Below are 20,142 nucleotides of genomic sequence, written 5' to 3'. Positions count from 1 at the left end.
CGGCACTCGTTATAAACGAGCGAGAGTTAGGGCTTTATTCCCACGCTACCACAGGAATCACTTGGTGTGGTATTAGGGACCTAAATACATAAAAAAAACGCCTTAATTTCTTAAGGCGTTTTTTAAAAGAACATAATTTATAGTTAATAAATTCACTTATTCCTTTGTCGTTTCTCCAATGACTCTATTTACAACGTGTAAAATACCATTTGTAGCTTGTAAGTCACTTATTGCTGGAAGTATTCTGCCAGTACCGTCCTTGTCTGTAAGTGTTAAACCAGCCATATTTACAGTAATTGTTCCTTCATCTAAAGTTGTTATTTCTCCATCAACAAACCCGTCAATTGGTGTTATTCCATTAACAATATGTCTTAACAAAACAGCGTCAACTGTTTCTGTAGGGATATCTTCTATATTTTGAACTCCTAAATTACTTTTTAAAGTATTAAAAGCGGAGCCTAATGGCACAAAAACAGTATAAGGCCCTGAAGTTTGATTATTTAATATTTCAAAGTATGATGGTTGAAGCGTTGGAGAGCCTGAATCTTCTACATGAATAATAGCATCAACTAAACCCGAAAAGCTGGGATTTGAGCCAATTAATACTGCAAGTGTAGCTGGAGGAACAACACCATTTACAACATGTATAGTGCCATTTTTAGCGTTAATTTGATTACCAGTTACTGGCACACCGTTAAAGGCTAATCCTGATATTCCATTAAAAAAGATGCTTACGTTAGTATTATTTGGTCCCGTTGCCAAAGTTTTATCATATCCAGTTCTTAGCGCTTTAAGGCCTGTAGTCGTGTAACTGCTATCTGGTATAACGTGGTTTAATAAAAGTTCGGTTAAAGCTGTATCTGGTATATCCTCAAAACTAAGAAAATCATTATCATCAATATAATTTTCAAAAGCGTCATTTGTTGGCGCTAATATGGTTTTCTTTCCATCCGCAGCTAAAACAGTAGTTAGGTTAGCTTCCTCTAAAAATGCAACAAAAGAACTAAAATTTGGATCCGCACTTAAAATTTCAATAATATTCAGTTCTTCAGTATTTATAGCGTCATCATTCTTAATTTGAGTAATACCGTCTTCTTCACAAGATGAAATTACAAAAGTCGCTAATGCGATTAAAGATATTTTTTTTAGATAGCTTAATGTTTTCATATTTACAAGGTTTTAGTTTATTTGTTAAAGCAAATATAAAATTCCACTATGTAATTCGCATCCTGCTGTTCCTGTGCTATCTTTAAGCTGAACCAGGTGTAATTTGAGTGATTTTTTCTGAAATTGAAGATATTTATTAATTTTATCATCATTTTTTAGTATTTAAATATTTTTTCATTTTAAATTAAATACCCAAACTAACATCCAAAAGTGCAATAGCATCCATAATTTCCTGAGGTGTGCCATAAAGTATATAAATTTCATTTCTAAAGGCTTCATAAGTATTTGAATCTAATCGTGTCCTGTTGATCATACCTCTAATAATGTTTGCAAACCCATATTTACTCATAGAAGCAATCCGCTTAGGGGAATATTGTATGACATCCTTAACAGCTCTATTGTCTTTATAACTAATGCTTCCATCTGTTTCATTAAGGCCTATAATCATATTTTTATTAATATCTGTTTTAGGACGATAAATTGCTAATGCTCTGCCTACTGTTTCAATATTAGATTCAGCATTTATAAATAGGGTATGATCGCCATTTGGAAACTCATCATCAGTTTTACCAACATCATCCATAATAAGTGTTTCCCATTGTCCGTTTGTTTTTCTATAATAGGTGTAGGTTGGCGTCCATTTAGCCCTGTCATGTCTTAAAGACCAAACGCTCGTCATTCTATTCATATCCTTGTCAGATCCTTGATGTACACCATCAGGAGCATTTCTTGAAATATCAGGCTGAACCGCATTGGCGTTCCATAGTTTTGTGCCAGCTCTATGTTGATTGATGCAATGTCCTGGCGGACGGATAAAGGATATTTGGTAGTAATGACGTATGATGGCTATATCAATGCCATTTTTACCAGAAAGGTCTTGGTAAGTGCCATAATAATCGAATTCACTTCGTACTTCATCCAATTGTTTTCCAGGTAAATCTTCCTCATCTAATCCATCTTCATCGGTATTTCCGCCATCAGTTTTGTATGGATCGGCCCCAACATTTTCCCATCTTGTAAAGTCATATTGCCCATCACCATGCCAAAGCGCCAACGGTCTTGGTTCAACTACTAGCGTTTTATAATCTGAGGATTGAGTAATTTCACATTTTGAGCCTAAGGTTTCATTAAAACCGGCTTGAGTGGGGTTATATCGCCCGCCATGAGAAGCGTCCCTAATGGCTACTTGTCCAGCTCTACCATATAGATCGGCTTCTTTATCCATAATATCGCCTAAACCAGGAATAATCACTTCATTGATTACACCACCAGCATTTGAGGTAATACCAATTTGAAATCCAGATGAGCCAGATGCTAAATGGTGTGTTGTAATTCTAGGATTAGATTCTGAGATGATTTCAAAAGTTCCATTTTGAGTTTCTTCCTCCTCTTCTTTTTGGATATCTTCAATATCGGAGTCCTTTTGACAGCTATTTAACAATGGTAAGATTGTAAGTAATATGATGCCTAAAAAAATAAGTTTATTTCTGTTCATAACGCGTGCTTAAAATTTGATATAAAAAGTATTAAGAATGTCAAATATATCTTTTTGAAGTTCTATTTGTATCCTGCTGTTTATGGTTTAAGGTAATTATAGCTACTTGTTTTTCTTTTTGAGTAATTAGTAAAAAAAGGAATGTGTTTAATAAGGTAATACACTTGTATAATCTCTAGTTTATCTTCTTAGCCTAATAGTGATAGGCAGTAAAGGGCAGGATAGATTTTATAACATTTATGTGTTTATTTACACAAACTTATTAAAGAGTCTAATAATTACAAGTTGTATCACGTATGAATTTTCTATTGAAAAATTTTAAAATTATCATAGTTTTAACCGCATTTATATTCCATAGTTGCGAAACACCGAATGAAGTTAAAAAGCCCGATTTAGGGAAGTTGAAAACCGGATTTGTAACCCCTTCGGAAGACAATACATTATGGTGTTATTGGTATTGGATTGGCGATGATATTTCTAAAGATGGAATTACCAAAGATTTAGAAGCTATGAAAGCTGCTGGTATTGGTGGCGCTTTAATAGGAAATATAAATCCTGATGAAAAAGATGGTAAAGTGCCTATGCTAAGTGAAGATTGGTGGAGCCATATGGTACACGCTGTAAATGAAGGAAAGCGTATTGGTGTTGATATAGGAGCATTTAACTGTCCAGGATGGAGTCAATCAGGAGGTCCTTGGATAACATCAGAAATGGCGATGCGCTATGTAACGTATTCTGAAGTGAAAGTTGAAGGCGGTAAAACTATAGATTTAAATTTGGTACAACCTGAAAAAGAATTCCAAGATACTTATGTTTTAGCGTTCCCGTCAATAGGTTACGAAGCGAATACGACTTCAGTAAAAAACACCAAAATTGTGGTAAAACCGAGTATCAAAAACGCTATGAATCTTATAGATGCTGATACGGTATCTGTAGCCAGTTTTTCAAATAGCGTCGGTAATTATGAAATTGAATTAACTACAGAAAAAGCATTAAACGCTAATAGTTTGCGCATTATTCCGGGTAGAAAAAACATGTTTTTAAGTGGGGAGGTTTTTGCGCAAATTGATGGTGCTTATAAAAAAATTAAAGTATTTACATTTGACAGAAGAAAACTAACACCTAATGTGGGCGCAGATAAATATGCCCCATTATTAATAAGTTTACCAAACACAAAATCTAACAGTTTTAAAATTACATTTAAACAATTAATAAAAGGGAACCCTGCTCAGCAAAAAGGTGAATGGGATCTAGCAGAGGTTTCTATTTCAGAAGCTTCAGGAATGGAAAGTTATGCTAGAAAAAGTTTAGCAAAAATGCACCCAACACCATTTCCGGCTTGGGATAGTTATAAATGGAATCAGCAAGAATCTGTAGATTCGGCTTTAAAAGTGGGTTCTAACGCAGTTATTAATATCAGCGATAAAATGGATGCTAATGGAAAACTTAATTGGGAAGCTCCTGCAGGTTTGTGGACCATTCAGCGTTTTGGGATGACTCCAACCGGGACAAAAAATTCACCATCGGCACCGCAAGGAAAAGGGTATGAGGTTGATAAAGCTAATAAAGCCTTGGCTCAATTTCATTACAAACAATTTATTGGAGAATTTTTAAAACGAATTCCAGAAGAAAGCAAAAGTGCTTTTAAATATGTTATTGCAGATAGTTATGAAATGGGGTCGCAAAACTGGACAGATGGTTATGCTGAAAAATTTGAAGCCAAATTTGGTTATAGCCCTATAAAATACTTACCTGTTTTTACAGGCAGAATTGTAGGAAGTGTGGAAGAATCTGAACGTTTTTTATGGGATTTACGTCGCTCTATTGCAGATGCCGTAGCTTATGAATATACAGGTGGGCTTAGAGAGTCAAGTAATGAGGATAATTTGCAATTGTGGTTAGAAAACTATGGACATTGGGGGTTTCCTTCAGAGTTTTTAATGTATGGAGGGCAGTCGGATCTGGTAAGTGGCGAGTTTTGGAATGAAGGCACTTTAGGAGATATTGAATGTAAGTCGGCATCGTCTGCTGCTCACATTTATGGGAAAAACAGAGTGTCTGCTGAAGCTTTTACAGCAGGACAACGTTCATATGTTAGGCACCCAGCAATGTTAAAAAAACGAGGCGATTGGTCTTTAACCGAAGGTATTAATCATTTTGTACTGCATTTATACATTCATCAACCAGACGATAATAGGGTGCCAGGTGTTAATGCTTGGTTTAGTACAGAATTTAATCGCCATAATACATGGTTTAAAAAATCGAAAGCTTATTTTGATTATTTGAGAAGATCACAGCATATGCTACAACAAGGTCAGTATGCTGCAGACGTGTGCTATTTTATAGGCGAAGATGCACCAATAATGACTGGTGTTAGAAACCCTGAATTACCAGAAGGCTATTCCTATGATTATATTAATGCTGAGGTTATTTTAGATAAGTTGACAGTTAAAGATGGCAAATTTGTATTGCCTGATGGTATGAGTTATAGTTTAATGGTGTTGCCACCGTTTGATACCATGAGACCAGAACTTTTAGAGAAAATAGAAACTTTAGTTAGTCAAGGTGGGAAAATTTATGGACAAGCGCCTAAAAAATCTCCAAGTTTGCAAAACTACCCGGAAAGTGATATCAAGGTTAAAGAAATAGCCAATAAAATGTGGGGATCTAGCGACGAAGTATTAAAAACGTATGGGCAAGGGGCTATTGCTGATGGTTTGGAATTACAAGAGGCACTTACAAAATTAAATATTGATAAAGATGTTGATTTAAACGGACAAGCATCTGTGCTTTGGACACACCGAACAATGCCAGGAATAGAAATTTATTTCTTAACCAATCAGAGTGATAAAGCAATTGAGTTTACACCTTCATTTAGAGTAAAAGGGATGAAACCTCAACTTTGGGATGCCATTAATGGAACAATTAAAGATTTACCTGATTTTAAAGAACTAAATGACCGTACAGCAGTACCAATAAAAATGGAAGCTTTACAAAGTTGGTTTGTTGTTTTTAGTACATCAAATAACATGGGTGAAACATTAAAAAGTGAAAGTAATTTTCCTGAAACCAATATCGTTCAAACATTAAATAATCCATGGAAGGTTGATTTTAAAAACAAAGACATTGGACCAAAACAAGTTTTAGAACTTCCTAAATTAACAGATTGGATTGAAAGTGAAAATGATACAATAAAGTTCTATTCAGGTACTGCTGTTTATACATCTAATTTTAAGTATTCTAAAGAAGAAGAAATGACAAATGTGTATATAGATTTAGGAAAAGTTGGAGTTATGGCATCTGTGAAAATTAATGGAAAAAATATAGGTACCACATGGATCGCTCCTTTTAAATTAAACGCAACTTCTGCTCTTAAAAATGGCGAAAATACTATAGAAATAGAAGTGGTTAATGTTTGGAGAAACAGATTGACGGGAGACCGAGAATTAGATAAAGATGTGCGAACTACTTGGGTTATTGTTGATAGTGCCAAAAAAGAAGAGGAATTGATTTCATCAGGACTATTAGGGCCTGTAACTATCCAAACAGTAAAGAAATAGCTAGCCATGAGAAATTTTATTGTTGGAGTGTTAATTCTATTAACTATAATAAGTTGTGAAGGTTTCAAGAAAAACAAACAAAAGCCAATTGAAACAATCGTAGATACAAACTTAAAGGAAGTTGGCATAGATAATGGTATTTTAGAATTAAAATTAGATTTAACCAGAGGTGGGGCTATTTTTTATATTTCGGAATCTGGAAAAGAAAGAAATATTGTAAATGTGCATGACGAAGGGCGCTATATTCAGCAATCTTATTATGCAGGAAATATGTTAAATAGGGTTAAGGAAGGTCAAAATCCAAATTGGTCGCCATGGACGTGGAATCCTATTCAGGTAGGAGATTCTTTTGGAAATAGAGCGGAGATATTAGCTGCTACAAAAACAGAGAACACATTATACGTAAAATGTATTCCTATGCTATGGGATATGAATAATAAACCTGCAGAAGCCATAATGGAGCAATGGAGCATCTTAGAAGGTAATGTTATAAAAGTACATAATAAATTAACCTGCCACCGTACAGACACTATTTATGGAGAAACGGGAGCAAGAAGTCAAGAGCTTCCTGCAGTATATCCTATTTCGGCACTTAAAAATTTATATAGTTATTTTGGAGAAGCACCATTTACGAACGATACTCTTGATAATCCTGAAGTAGAACATCTAGAAGATGGTTTTTGGGGACGTTATAATGAAGATAAAGTTACAGAACATTGGATGGCATTTGTAGATGATAATAAATGGGGTATGGGTGTCTATACGCCAATATCTTCAAATTTTTTAGCAGGAATGGCGGGTGCTCCGGGTTTTGAAAGTACAGATAGTCAAACCTCTTATATCGCACCATTAAAATCTGTGCTATTAAAGAAAAACGATGTTTTTGAATACGATTATTGGTTAGTTGTAGGAGATTTAGACGAGATTCGTTCTGAAATTTATAAAATAAATACTAATCTTAAATAGAGTCTAGCACTTAACTTTAAGCTGTTTTTTTAATGAGTAGAAAAATTTCTTATATAATTTGCATCACGTTTATTTTAGGATTCTCTTTTTGTTCTTACGGGCAACGTTCTAAGGAATATAAAATATATCAGTTTCCAAAAGCAGAGATGCCTAGTATTGATGGTCGCTTTTTAGAATGGAATCAAATTCCTAATTCTTATATTATCCGTCTAGCAGATATGAAAGGGGCTCAAAAGGGATTGGAATCTAATTTAGATTCTAAAGATTATAACATAACGGTAAAGGTAGCTTGGGTTAACGGACTCAATAGACTTTATTTTTATGTAGAAGCATATGATGATTTTTGGGATTTTAATGATAAAGGGTTACAACAAGATATTTTTGAATTAGTAGTTGATGGTAATTTATCTGGAGGGCCTTTCATTAAAAAAGATAATGGCAATTTAGATCATTTCACTTTTGAAGCATTGCATTTTAAAGGCCATGGCGCACATGCTCAAAACTACCATATTTTCACACCTGTTCTAGATAAAGATCCAGCTATGGTATGGGGCAATACACCTTGGATAAAAGACTTTCCGTATTTCAATATTGCTTACGACTATAATTTTAAACATGGCGAAAAAGGAAATCTTAAAATGGAGTTTTGGATAACACCTTTCGATCATGCAGATAATGCAGGAATTGAAGCGTCTAGAATAAGTCAATTAATAGAAAATGAAATCATTGGTTTGTCATGGTGTGTTATTGATTACGATGGCGAAAAATCTAGAGACTTTATCCATTTGGCAGACGACCTCAAAATGATTCGTGATGCGAGTTATTTGAATTTCTTTCGGTTAATGCCTTTAGATGAAAATCACAGAAAACCCATTGAAGCTCATTGGTCTTTTATTGAAATTGACAGAACACAACGCTGGATTCAATTTAAAGATGCATCCGTAGGAGAAATAGAAAAGTGGCACTGGGATTTTGGTGATGGAAACATATCAAATGAGAAAAATCCTTCGCATCATTATAAAAAAGCAGGAGAGTGGGTCGTGATATTAACTGTTTCTGGACCTAATGGTACTTCAATACGCTCTAAAGTATGGGATGTTGTAACAAAATAATCTAACGTTATTAAATATTATGATTAGAAAAGCATTTAAAATGAAGATTCTTCCAAATAAAATAGAAGAATATACCAAAAGGCATAATCCCATTTGGTTAGAATTATACGATACTCTAAAAGATCATGGTGTAAGCAATTACAGTATTTTTCATGATGAAGAAACGAATAGTTTATTTGCTTATGCCGAAGTAGATTCTGAGGAGATGTGGAGTGCTATTTCTAAAACCGAAATTTGTAAAAAATGGTGGAAATATATGGCCTCTTTGATGGAAACTAATGAAGACGATAGCCCAGTATCTGTCGAATTAAAAAGTACTTTTTATATTGCTTAATAAACTAGCACAAAAAATAAAACCTATGATTCAATTAAAAAAGCTTCTATTCTTATTTATGGCATTACATCTTATGCTGTCTTGTAACTCTAAAAAAGAAAAGATTGCAGAAGTAACTAAAGATGCACGTCCAAACGTATTAATTCTACTAACGGACCAATGGAGAGCTCAGGCAACAGGTTATGCTGGAGATCTTAATATTAAAACACCAAATTTAGATAGTTTGGCCTCAAAAAGTATAAATTTTAAAAATGCAGTATCAGGCATGCCTGTATGTTCTCCTTTTAGAGCATCACTTTTAACAGGCCAACGTCCGTTAACTCATGGTGTTTTTATGAACGATGTACAATTAGATACCAATGCCGTAACCATGGCAAAGGTGTTTGGGAAAAAAGGTTATAAAACAGGGTATATAGGTAAATGGCATTTAGATGGTCATGGAAGATTGCAAAACGTCGTACCAGGAAATAGAAGACAAGGTTTTGAGTTTTGGAAAGGGAATGAGTGCACTCATGATTACAACGGATCTGTATATTATGATAATGATGATCCCGAAAGAAAAACTTGGGAACGTTATGACGCTTTCGACCAAACGGATGCAGCAATAGCTTACCTAAAAGATAATAAGAATGCTGAAAACCCATTTCTAATGGTACTTTCTTATGGTACACCACATGCGCCTTATCACACTGCGCCAAAGGCATATAGAGATCGTTTTGATCCTGAAAAAATGATTTTGCATGACAATGTTCCAAAACAGTTGCATAAAAAAGTGAAGAAAGATTTAGCGGGTTATTATGCGCATATAGCGGCTCTTGATGATATGGTTGGGAAAGTGATGCGTAATTTAAAAGCAACTGGTCAAATTGAAAATACAATTATCGTTTTTACTTCAGATCATGGAGATCTTTTAGGATCGCATGGTGCCTATAAAAAACAACAACCTTATGAGGAATCTGTACGAGTACCTATGCTTTTTTATATTCCTGAAAGATTACAAATAGCACCAGGTATAAAAGATGCCTTGATGAATTCGGAAGATATACTACCTACTATTTTAGGTTTATGTGATGTTGCTATTCCTAATACTGTAGAAGGAATTAATTATAGACCTTATATGGAAGGTAAAGATAAGGAAGTTGGGGAGTCTACCTTGCTAACCTGCATACAACCATTTGGACAATGGAATAAAGTACAACATGGAGGTAAAGAGTATAGAGCTCTTAAGACTAAAAAATACACTTATGCGAAAGACTTAGACGGTCCTTGGTTGTTATTTGATAATGAGAAGGATCCTTTTCAAATGAATAATTTAATTGGAAACAGTGAATTCGTATCGCTACAAAAGGAATTAGATGAAAAGCTTATGGAGCGCTTAAATGAAACAGGTGATGCATTTCTTCCAGGAATAGAATATGTTAAAAAGTGGGGCTATCCTTTAGATGAAACAGGAACTGTTCCTTATACACAATAAAGTTCTAATTATTAAATAGTGGTTTTTGTTAAGTGGTTACTTTTTAGAGTAATTACTAATAACACAATTAGAAGAGTTTTTTTATAATAGTTATTTAAATGTAATAGTATGTTGAATGAACTGCACGCTTTAAAATTAAATGTAGCTAGCCACTTAGTTTTAAGTAGTTTAATGATTTGTGTTTCTACAATAATTATTCAATAATTAAACCTATTTATTAGTTTTTTTATATTTTTCTTTAAGCTTATCTGGCATGGCGGTTGGTACATATTGGCGGCCAGAACCTTTATCTCCTTGAGGTTTGTAATGTATACTAGTAGCTGTGCTTTTGGGAGTGTAGCTAGGTTCATTACTTTGTTCTTTCCACCAGTTTAACCATTTTTTGTCTAATTTATTTGTTTTTTTCTTGAGTCTTTCAGATAAATCATTTGTTTCTAAAGGATCTTTTTTGGTGTTATATATTTCCCAACCAGAACCATCTACTTCAACTAAACTGTAGTTTTTTGTGCGTATGGCTCTATTATCCATAAATTGAAAATATAATGCTGATTTTCTATTAAACTTTTGCCCTTTGAATAATGATGAGAACGATTCTCCTACATAATTATCTGATATACTTGTGTCTCTTTTATAGGAATTTGTAAGATCTAAAATTGTAGGCATAATATCTACCATATGTAGGTCTTCAGTATATATTGTCCCCTTCTTTTTAATTCCTTTAGGCCAATACGCAATTGCTCCAGTTTTTACACCTCCATTATGTTGGCTAATTTTATATAGCCTATTAGGGGTAACACTAGCATAAGCCCATCCTGTTCCTGGTTGGTAATTAGAGCCTACATCGCCTGGTAGTAATCCTTTTTTTAGCATCACATCATCCATTACAGAAAAGGAGTCGGTGCCATTATCACTCATAAATAGAATTAACGTATTTTCTATTTGGCCATTAGCTTCTAGTGCGTGTAATAGTTTATCTATACCATTATCCATACGCTCTACCATGGCGGCGTATACTGACATGCGTAGATCTTCCAAATCTTTCTGTTCTGGAGTTAAAGTATCCCAATTGGGTAAATTTTTAGGATAATCTGGTAATGGAGTTTCTTTGTTTATAATTCCAAATTTAATCTGATTTTTTATTCGGGCATTACGGATAGCCTGCCATCCTTTTAAATACTTCCCTCTATGTGCCATAATTTGTTCCTTTGGCGCTTGCAGAGGATTATGTGGTGACTGATAGCTTAGATATAAAAAAAAGGGTTTGTTGTTTTTGTTTTTTTCTGGATTTATAAAATCAATAGCATAATCTGTAAACGTGTCTGTGCTGTAAAAATCATCTCCAAAATTATTAAAAGGTTTTTTATTAATACGATAATCTTTACCACCTTTATAGTAACTAGAATAGCCACCTAAAAATCCGAAAAAAAAATCAAACCCTTTATCATTAGGCTCTCCGTTAAGGTGCCATTTGCCTATTAAACCTGTTCGGTATCCCGATGCTTTAAGTTTTTGTGCAATGTTCATTTCGTTTTTTATACCGTAACCAACTTTGGGCCACCATTTTCCTGTTAACATAGAGCTTCTAGAAATTACGCACATACCTGCGTTATACATGCTAGTTAGTCTCATGCCTCCATTTGCCATTTGGTCTAAAGCAGGGGTTTTTATTTCGCCTCCATAACACCCTATATCGCTATAACCAAGATCATCAGCAAGAATTAAAATAACATTAGGCCTATCTGTGTTTTGGCTTTGTAAGCTAAATAAAATAGTAAAGTGCAAAAGAGAAAAAAGTAAAAGTGATTTTTTGTTCATAATTTAAATGTTTAGCCCGGTAATTTTGTTTCAAAGGAAGCGCAATGTAAAATTATATATTAAGAAGAATATAGTTATCCTGCAATACCCTGCTTTTTAATTTTTTGTCTAAAAAATAAATTGTAAACGGCCATACTTTGGGTTATTAGATTACAATATAAAAAAATCTGTTTAAGAAAAATTTGTGGTTATTCTCCTAATATTATATAGGGTTAGCACCTATAAAGATTGTGTATTTAAGCTTCGTTTGTTTTACTCTAGAAGTTTCTTCTTAAAATCAATTTTTACTTCATTTATTGTTTATAAGTCTTTGTTTGCTAGTTTGTTTGCAGGGTTTTGCAGGATGCGTTTTTAATAAAATCAATTTATTATTACATCAATCAACTTAATAACCAATTAAACTAAAATAAATGATATGATGAAAAACAAACGCATTAAAAAAATGAAAAAAACATTATCGTTCTGTTTAATAATATTCTCGTTGGGGATGTTTGCGCAGGGGAATGTTGTAAAAGGAACAGTGACTTCTGAAGAAGGTATTCCTTTGCCTGGAGTTAATGTTTTGCAAAAAACTACAAACAATGGAACGGTAACAGATTTTGATGGTAATTTTGAAATTAAATTGATTAAAGGAGAACAGATATTAGTATTTTCTTATGTAGGTTTTAAAACCCAAGAGTTCTCTGTTAATGGTAAATCTAATATTAACCTATCCTTGGAAGAAGATGCACAGAGCCTTAATGAAGTAGTTGTAGTTGGTTATGGAACACAAAGCAGGGCTGATTTAGTCGGTTCTATAGGTTCTGTTAAAGGAGAAGATATTGCTTCAATGCCAGTGCCTACATTTGATATGGCACTTCAAGGTAGAACTGCTGGATTAGATATCGTGAATACATCTAGTGAGCCTGGAGGAGAGGTTACAATTAGGATTAGAGGAAATAATTCTATCTTGGGAGATAATTCTCCGCTGGTAGTCATTGATGGGTACCCCATGCCTACAGGGTCTGAAGCAAGTGCGAATGGAGCTGGGGATGGTAACCAAACTTCATCTAATATTTTAAGTTTCTTAAACCCAGCAGAGATTGAATCTGTTGAGATTCTCAAAGATGCATCATCAACCGCCATATATGGCTCTCGTGGTGCTAACGGAGTAATCATTGTAACAACAAAAAAGGGAGCCTATCAGCAAGCAACTCAAATTAATTTTACAGCTGAAACAGGATTTAGTAATATTCAAGATTTTCCCGAAGTTTTAGATGGTCCAACTTATGCAGCATGGAGAAATGAAGTAGCCTTAAGAAACGGTGATGCAGAACTACCCTTTGATGGAGACCCAAGACCATTACCAGAAAACACATCAACTACAGATTGGTTGGATAGAATTTTGAGAACAGGGGTAACAAATAGGTACCAGCTTACGCTATCTGGAGGTGGAGACAAGTCTAGATATTTCTTATCGGCTAACTATTTAGAAAATGGAGGTGTTGTTAAATTTACTGATTTTTCTAGAGGTAATATTAGATTGAATATCGATAATACCCTTACCGATAGGTTAACCACAAGTACATCTGTAAATTATGTGCGTACAAAAAATAACAGATCAGGAGAAGGTTCTGGAGCCATAATTAATTCGGGAGCAGTTTTTTCAGCTTACAAAAACTCTCCTACAGCAACGCCTGGCGATAATATAGATGAAGGTGATGGAACAACCAATTTTTTTACAGATCCACTAGTCGAATTGGCAGATACCCGTAACGAAACCTATAACGAAAACTTAATTATAAGTATACTATCAAGATATAAAATATCAGATAATTTAACCTTTAATCTGTCTACAGGAACTACTAGTTCAAACAGTAGAAGAGAACTGTTTTTTCCAAAAACAACAAGAATAGGTTCGTTACGAGATAGTAGAGCAGTTTATAATGTAAGTTCTTCAAGTAATTATTTAGTTGAATCTTATTTGTCTTATAATAAATCATTTAATTTAGGCAATATTGATGCAACCGCTGGTTATTCTTATCAAATTGATGATACACGTCGGCTAAATACTATTGTAGATGGTTTTCCGGTAGATGTTTTAGCAACTGACAATATCGGTTTAGGTTTGGTTCCTTTTATACCAACAAGTTCTAGAATTGAAAGGGTATTGTCTTCTTACTATGCAAGATTAAATTACAATTATGATAAAAGGTATTACATTTCATTAACAGGGCGCGCTGATGGCTCAAGTGTTTTTGCCGAAAATAAAAAATGGGGTTATTTTCCTTCAGTTGGTTTTGGCTGGACGGCATCAAATGAAGCGTTTTTGGAAGATGTCGATATCATGTCCAATTTAAAATTTAGGGCAAGTTATGGTATAACAGGTTCGCAATCCATACAACCATTACAATCTTTAACACTTTTAGGTACTGCTAATGCTGTATATGGAGATGTACTATATTCAGGTTTGGCTCCTACAAGAATTGGGAATCCAAATTTAGAATGGGAAAAAACAAAACAACTTAATGTAGGGGTAGATATAGGGGTTTTAAAAAATAGATTTTCTGCATCTTTTGATTATTACAACAAAACAACGGAGGATTTATTATTAAATTTTCCGCTACCAACATCTGCCGGACTAGGTTCTATTACAGCAAATGCTGGAAGTATTGAAAATAAAGGAATTGAAATTGTAGTTGGAGGTTATGTTGTAGATAATAAAGATTTTAAATGGAATAGTAACTTTAATTGGAGTAATAATAAAGCAACTGTTTTAAGTTTAGGGGATACAGATGCAGATATTTTTGGACCTGGACCCGCAGCAAATATTGTTACCGACCCATCCAATATTATGCGAGTTGGAGAAACTTTTGGTGCACTATATGGTTATAAAGTTATAGGTTTACTTCAAGAAAGTGATTTTGACAGTGGTGGAGCCGCAACAGTGCCTATTTTTGGAACAACACCAGAGCCAGGACAATATAAGTATCAAGATATATCTGGCCCAGAAGGAATTCCGGACGGCGTTATAAACGGACAAGATAGAAGTATTATTGGAAATACTAATCCAGATTATATTTTTGGTTGGAATAACGATTTTTCGTATAAAAATTTCACTTTAGGCATATTTATTCAAGGTTCAGTAGGAAATGATTTAATGAATATTAATAACCTTTTTCTAAGCACAGGTAGAACTGCAAATAATGTTTTTAAAGATTGGTACGAAAACAGGTGGACTCCCGAAAATCCTACAAATAACCCAAGGTATGTTGACCGTATTGGTAATCAATATTTACAACCAAATTCTGCAATTGTGGAAGATGGGTCATACATTAGACTAAAAAATGTAAGTCTTGGATATAATATTCCAACAGAAAAAATTAAAGGTGTAAATTCTTTAAGAGTTTATGCTACAGCCACAAACTTGATAACTATTACAGATTACTCAGGATTTGATCCAGAGGTTAATATACGTGGTGGAAATAATCTTTCTCAAGGTATTGATTTTGGTTCTTATCCTAGAGCTCAAAATTTCACAGTCGGTCTTAATATTGGTTTATAATCATTGTCTAATTTTAAATAAAATAATAATGAAAAAATTAAAATATATAATTCTATTTTTTGGGCTTGTAGCGTGTTCAGATTTGGATGAACAGGTGTACTCAGAAATTAGCCCATCAAATTTTTATCAAAATGCAGATGAGGCAGAAGTAGCATTAACCTCGGTTTATAATTCATACAATAGAACTGTAAGTCTTTTCGATTTTGGTTTGGCCTCTTTAGCGGTAATGCCTTCTCCAAAAATGGTTGCCAGAGTTCCTTGGAGAAGAATGTGGGGTAACTATACTACAAGCGCAAGTGATGCCGTTTCTTTACCACGTGTTTGGAATCCGTTATATCAAGGTGTTTTTAGGGCTAATGTGGTTATGTCCGAACTAAAAGGAAGAGAATTTGAAAGTGAAGCAGAAGAAATTAAGCGTAAAGAAATAATTGCTGAAGCTAAATTTTTAAGGGCATGGTCCTTTTTTAATCTAGTTCAACTTTTTGGAGATGTACCACTGCCTTTAGAGCCTACAACTACGGTTGTAGGGGCGCAACTACCAAGAACTGCAATAGCTAAAGTGTACGAACAAATTATTTTAGACTTACAAGATGCTGAAACAGGTTTACCTAGTATTAAGCGTGGCGAAACAGAAATAGGACGGCCTATTCAAGCTACTGCTAAGTTTTTACTAGCAAAAGTGTATTTAACAATGGCTGGCTTGCCTTTGCAAGATCCTACAACTATGGCCTTAGCTCAAAACAAATTACAAGAAGTGCTTAATTTAGAAGATACGCCTCAAGGGTATAGCCTTTTAAGTAGTTATGAAGACGCTATAAGAGTTGATAATAATAATGAGCGCATATTTGCGATGCAACAAACACAGGTTTCTGCAGATCAAGGTACGGCTTTTGGTCATGTTTGGGGAGCAAGTAACAGGTTTGATCCTTCGTTAGGAATTGGGCAATTTCATGGTGGATATACCCAAGAGTTTTATGATTCTTTTGAAGAAACGGACGAGCGAAGAGATGTTACCATGTTGTATTCTTATGAAGATAATACAGGTGTTATACGCACTTATAAAGGTGAAGAGTATGATGAGCGTTGGGGTATTTTTCAAAATAAATATGTTGATTTCGATCAGTCCTGTTGTGATGGAGATCCAGATATGATTATTTACAGGTATGCAGACGCACTGTTAATGGCTGCTGAAATTGAAAACAGCTTAAATGGACCAACAGAAAAAGCCTATGGGTTTTTAAATAGAGTAAGACGTAGAGCCATTGCTACTGATGCCCCAATAGGTATGACACAGTCTGAGTTTTCCGATTATGTTTACGAAGAACGTTATAGAGAACTTTCCTTTGAATTCCAAGAAGTATATGATATTAGAAGGTTAGGTAAGGTTGAAGAGGCTTTATCTCAGCATGCTGAAAATATAACTTTTTCTCCAACACATACAGAATATAAAGCAGGCTTTAATTTATGGCCGCTACCAATAGCGGAAGTTCAAACAAATCCCAATATACTAACAAATAATCCAGATTGGTAATGTCTTATTCTAAGATGTTTTAAATCACTAAAGGCTACTGTAAGGTAGCCTTTTTTTTTGATAGTAACATGTGTTTTTTTGTGAAGATTTTTATGATAATAACTCAACGCTAAGTCCCCATTTAATAATGATACCCCATTGAGTTTATATTAATGATAGTGAATGTATACAGGTTTTTACAGGATACTTTTTTACGGAAATTAGATTAATATTACTTTAATTATTGGAATTCAATAATATAGAGCAAAATATGCTTGTTTAGGTAAGCAATCAACTTTTAAACACAAATAACCCCGATGAAAATTAAATTTTTAACTTTATTTATTACACTTTTATCTTCTAGTTTACTGTTTGCTCATGATGTTAACAACAGAGCGATTACAGCTAAGGAGCTTCGGTTGGAGTATCATGTTAACCCAAAAGGCATTGATGTTTTAAAACCTAGATTTAGTTGGGTTTTATCAGGCGAAGGAAGAGGTAGAGCGCAAACATCATATAGAATATTAGTGTCATCCTCGCAAAAAGCATTAGATAAAAATGAAGGCGATGTTTGGGATAGTGGAAAGACGGCCTCTAATAATACCAATCAAATTGTATATAACGGTATTTCGCTTACTTCAAATAGAACTTATTTTTGGAAAGTAAAAGTTTGGGACGAATCTAGTGCCGAATCTAACTGGAGCCAAACAGCACATTGGTCTATGGGGTTATTAAAGTTTTCAAATTGGAAAGGGCTTTTTATTAGTCACGATGTTGGCTATGATAAAACAGATAAATACAATAGTTTATACTTGCCACCAGCTAGATACCTCCGTAAATCATTCACACCTGCAAAAAAGGTAAAAAAAGCAACGGCTTACACAACAGCACTAGGTTTATATGAACTAAGACTAAACGGAAGTAAAGTAGGAGATGATTATTTTGCACCGGGATGGACAGACTATAACAAGCGTTTGTATTACCAAACTTATGATATAACCGAGAGTATTAAACAAGGCGAAAACGTCGTAGGAGCAGTTATTGCAGACGGATGGTATGCTGGATATATAGGTTATGGTTTATTGGTTAAATTGGATAAAGTACGCGAATATTATGGTGTTAATCCTTCATTTATGGGGCAAATTCATTTAGAATATGAAGATGGTACCACGGAGATTATTGCATCTGATACCTCTTGGAAATCTAATCAAGGTGCCATACGTGAGGCTGATATTTTAATGGGAGAAGTTTATGATGCTACGCTAGAAAGTACAGGTTGGGATGCTCCTGGTTATAATGATGATTTATGGAAAAGACCTAAAGTATATACATACCCAAATGGGAAACTACAAGTGCACCCTGGAGGTTTGGTAAAAAACACCGAGCGTATTCGTCCGATCAAAATGACAGAACCAGAACCTGGAACCTATGTTTTCGATATAGGTAAGAATATTGCAGGTATTGCAGAATTAAAAGTTCAAGGACCAAAAGGCACTAAAATTCAACTCCGTTTTGGAGAAATTTTAAAAAGAGATGGCAACATACAAACCGAAAACTTGAGACTAGCAAGGGCAACCGACACCTATATTTTAAAGGGCGATGGTGTTGAAGTGTGGCAACCAAAATTCACATATCACGGTTTCCAATATGTTGAGGTAACAGGTTTTCCTGGGAAACCAGACCTTGATGCTGTAACGGGAATTGTATTAAGTTCTATAAAGAATAATGGGAGTACGTTCAGTTCATCAAATACAATGAACAACAAACTTTATGAAAATATAAAAACAACACAAAGTGCTAACTTTTTTGATATCCCTACAGACTGTCCGCAAAGAGACGAACGTTTAGGTTGGTTAGGCGATGCACAAACTTATATGCGCTCTGCCACTTATAATGCAGATGTTGCCCCTTTTATGACTAAATTTTTAATAGATCTTGATGATGCACAACGTTGGTATGGAGCCTACCCAAACTTTGCGCCATTTCCGTATTCAAGACCAGATCAATATGCTCCAGCTTGGATGGATGCAGGTGTTATCATTCCATATAACATGTATAAAGTGTATAATGATACTCGTGTTTTGGAGTACATGTATGAAGGTATGGAAAAATTCATGGAATTTCAGGCTGATGCCAGTACAGATTTTATTCGCCCGGGAGGTGGTAATAATTGGGGCGATTGGCTTTCTGTAAACGAAACCACTAGCCATGGTTATGTTGGTGCTTCATTCTATGGTTTTGATGCTAAATTAATGGCTGAAATGGCAGAAGCTCTAGGTAAAAAGGAGGATGCTGCAAAGTATAAAACACTTTTCGAAAATATCAAAAAAGCATTTGTTAAAAAGTACATTTTAGATACGGGTTATACTTCAGAAGATACACAAACTACCTATGCATTTGCATTATATTTTGATTTATTCCCGGAAGAGCTAGCTCAAAAAGGAGCTGATAGACTTGCTGAGAAAATAAAGAAAAATGGATTTAAATTTTCTACAGGCTTTCTGGGAACTAAACATGTTATGCTAGTTTTATCGCAATATGGTTACGATGATCTCGCTTACAAATTATTTAAACAAACTGAATATCCTAGTTGGGGGTATTCCGTAGAAAATGGCAGTACTTCAATTTGGGAACGTTGGAATAGTTATACTAAAGACGAAGCTGGGAATTCAGATTTGAATGGAAAAATGAATTCTTTTAGTCACTATGCATTTGGTTCGGTAGCAGAGTGGATGTTTTTGCATGCTGCTGGTATCGATACAGAAGATTCTGGTTATAGAAACATCATTATAAAACCAGCAATAAGTAAAGAGATGGATTTTATAAACGGAAGTTATAAAAGCATAAATGGTATGATTTCTTCTGCATGGAATTGGAAAGGAAATAGACTCATCATGAATATTGAAATTCCAGTAAATACAAAAGCTAAAGTTTATATTCCAACTTCTAAAGTGTCTGATATTAAGGAGAATAATAAATCAATCTCAAAGTTATCTGAAATAAAAGTATTGAAATCTAATGAGAAAGAAACCGTTCTTGAAATTGGATCGGGGAACTATTCATTTAGCACAAAAATGAGGTAATATAAATATCTTGACAACTATAATTAATTGTTATAGTTGTCAAGTATACTACAGGATACATTTTAAAAATATAATCATAATC

The 20,142-nt window shown here is 34.3% G+C and carries 11 protein-coding genes; 8 read left to right on the top strand and 3 right to left on the bottom strand.

Annotated elements, in window-relative coordinates:
• Nucleotides 1-156 precede the first annotated feature (156 nt).
• Complete coding sequence (locus tag BM246_RS01675) at nt 157-1,167, bottom strand: fasciclin domain-containing protein (protein ID WP_074935516.1); 1,011 nt, start codon at nt 1,165-1,167, stop codon at nt 157-159.
• Between the two features lie 184 nt (nt 1,168-1,351).
• Nucleotides 1,352-2,662 carry an alpha-amylase family protein gene (locus BM246_RS01670; protein ID WP_074935515.1) on the bottom strand — a complete coding sequence of 437 codons (1,311 nt, stop codon included), beginning with the start codon at nt 2,660-2,662 and terminating at the stop codon, nt 1,352-1,354.
• Between the two features lie 308 nt (nt 2,663-2,970).
• Between BM246_RS01670 and BM246_RS01665 the strand changes: the two genes are divergently transcribed.
• From BM246_RS01665 to BM246_RS01645, 5 genes are read left to right on the top strand one after another with little or no spacing between them, the layout of a single operon-like run.
• Nucleotides 2,971-6,222 (top strand): glycosyl hydrolase, encoded by a 3,252-nt coding sequence (locus BM246_RS01665; protein ID WP_231961795.1) that lies wholly within the window; start codon nt 2,971-2,973, stop codon nt 6,220-6,222.
• A 6-nt stretch (nt 6,223-6,228) separates the two neighbouring features.
• Nucleotides 6,229-7,188 carry a hypothetical protein gene (locus tag BM246_RS01660; protein ID WP_074935513.1) on the top strand — a complete coding sequence of 320 codons (960 nt, stop codon included), beginning with the start codon at nt 6,229-6,231 and terminating at the stop codon, nt 7,186-7,188.
• 32 nt (nt 7,189-7,220) lie between these two features.
• Nucleotides 7,221-8,300, top strand: coding sequence for a PKD domain-containing protein (locus tag BM246_RS01655; protein WP_074935512.1), 1,080 nt, complete (start codon nt 7,221-7,223; stop codon nt 8,298-8,300).
• Nucleotides 8,301-8,319: 19 nt separating this feature from the next.
• Nucleotides 8,320-8,634, top strand: coding sequence for an L-rhamnose mutarotase (rhaM, locus tag BM246_RS01650; RefSeq protein WP_074935511.1), 315 nt, complete (start codon nt 8,320-8,322; stop codon nt 8,632-8,634).
• Between the two features lie 25 nt (nt 8,635-8,659).
• Complete coding sequence (locus BM246_RS01645; protein ID WP_083415699.1) at nt 8,660-10,108, top strand: sulfatase family protein; 1,449 nt, start codon at nt 8,660-8,662, stop codon at nt 10,106-10,108.
• A gap of 210 nt (nt 10,109-10,318) precedes the next feature.
• On the opposite strand, the gene BM246_RS01640 is transcribed toward BM246_RS01645, so the two are convergent.
• A complete protein-coding gene (locus tag BM246_RS01640; RefSeq protein WP_074935510.1) occupies nt 10,319-11,923 on the bottom strand; it encodes an arylsulfatase in 1,605 nt (534 codons plus the stop codon).
• 442 nt (nt 11,924-12,365) lie between these two features.
• Between BM246_RS01640 and BM246_RS01635 the strand changes: the two genes are divergently transcribed.
• The 3 genes from BM246_RS01635 (at nt 12,366) to BM246_RS01625 (ending at nt 20,060) form a co-directional block, all read left to right on the top strand.
• Entirely contained in the window at nt 12,366-15,467 is a 3,102-nt protein-coding gene (locus BM246_RS01635) for a SusC/RagA family TonB-linked outer membrane protein (RefSeq protein ID WP_175489762.1), read from the top strand.
• Between the two features lie 28 nt (nt 15,468-15,495).
• Nucleotides 15,496-16,998 (top strand): RagB/SusD family nutrient uptake outer membrane protein, encoded by a 1,503-nt coding sequence (locus BM246_RS01630; RefSeq protein WP_074935508.1) that lies wholly within the window; start codon nt 15,496-15,498, stop codon nt 16,996-16,998.
• A 296-nt stretch (nt 16,999-17,294) separates the two neighbouring features.
• Nucleotides 17,295-20,060, top strand: a complete 2,766-nt coding sequence (locus BM246_RS01625) for an alpha-L-rhamnosidase (protein ID WP_074935507.1) — start codon at nt 17,295-17,297, stop codon at nt 20,058-20,060.
• Nucleotides 20,061-20,142: the final 82 nt, after the last annotated feature.

The organism is Algibacter lectus, from assembly GCF_900112395.1.
GTDB lineage: Bacteria > Bacteroidota > Bacteroidia > Flavobacteriales > Flavobacteriaceae > Algibacter > Algibacter lectus.
The sequence above is the reverse complement of the archived record's forward strand: the minus strand, read 5'-3'. Positions and strand labels throughout refer to the sequence as shown.

Coding starts and splice junctions, on each gene's coding strand:
- BM246_RS01635 (WP_175489762.1), top strand. CDS start 12,366: ATGAAAAAAACATTATCGTTCTGTTTAATAATATTCTCGTTGGGGATG.
- BM246_RS01670 (WP_074935515.1), bottom strand. CDS start 2,662: ATGAACAGAAATAAACTTATTTTTTTAGGCATCATATTACTTACAATC.
- BM246_RS01645 (WP_083415699.1), top strand. CDS start 8,660: ATGATTCAATTAAAAAAGCTTCTATTCTTATTTATGGCATTACATCTT.
- BM246_RS01640 (WP_074935510.1), bottom strand. CDS start 11,923: ATGAACAAAAAATCACTTTTACTTTTTTCTCTTTTGCACTTTACTATT.
- BM246_RS01625 (WP_074935507.1), top strand. CDS start 17,295: ATGAAAATTAAATTTTTAACTTTATTTATTACACTTTTATCTTCTAGT.
- rhaM (WP_074935511.1), top strand. CDS start 8,320: ATGATTAGAAAAGCATTTAAAATGAAGATTCTTCCAAATAAAATAGAA.
- BM246_RS01675 (WP_074935516.1), bottom strand. CDS start 1,167: ATGAAAACATTAAGCTATCTAAAAAAAATATCTTTAATCGCATTAGCG.
- BM246_RS01655 (WP_074935512.1), top strand. CDS start 7,221: ATGAGTAGAAAAATTTCTTATATAATTTGCATCACGTTTATTTTAGGA.
- BM246_RS01630 (WP_074935508.1), top strand. CDS start 15,496: ATGAAAAAATTAAAATATATAATTCTATTTTTTGGGCTTGTAGCGTGT.
- BM246_RS01660 (WP_074935513.1), top strand. CDS start 6,229: ATGAGAAATTTTATTGTTGGAGTGTTAATTCTATTAACTATAATAAGT.